This is a genomic window from Anaerotignum lactatifermentans (assembly GCF_016902535.1).
Lineage (GTDB): Bacteria > Bacillota > Clostridia > Lachnospirales > Anaerotignaceae > Anaerotignum > Anaerotignum lactatifermentans_A.
Genome location: NZ_JACSNY010000087.1, coordinates 1 through 215, shown reverse-complemented (window position 1 = coordinate 215; position 215 = coordinate 1). Strand labels below are relative to the sequence as shown.

Sequence of the window (215 nt, the reverse complement as noted above, 5' to 3'; positions counted from 1 at the left end):
ATCATAGCCAGATACAGCATTTTTAGGAGACTTTCATCCGAAGGAAATACCGTTTTGGATTTCGTGACCTTCCGCAGCTGCCGGTTAAATCCCTCGATGGCATTCGTGGTATAGATCAGGCGGCGAACCGCTTCCGGATATTTGAAATAAGTCGAAAGATTTGCCCAGTTGTCTTTCCAGGATTTCGCGATTTTCGGATATTTTCCGCTCCATTT

The 215-nt window shown here is 45.1% G+C and carries 1 protein-coding gene; it reads right to left on the bottom strand.

The window, feature by feature from the left end; all coding sequences use genetic code 11:
• Nucleotides 1–215: transposase (locus tag H9X84_RS12980; protein ID WP_205134656.1), on the bottom strand; the 215-nt coding region annotated here is incomplete at both ends.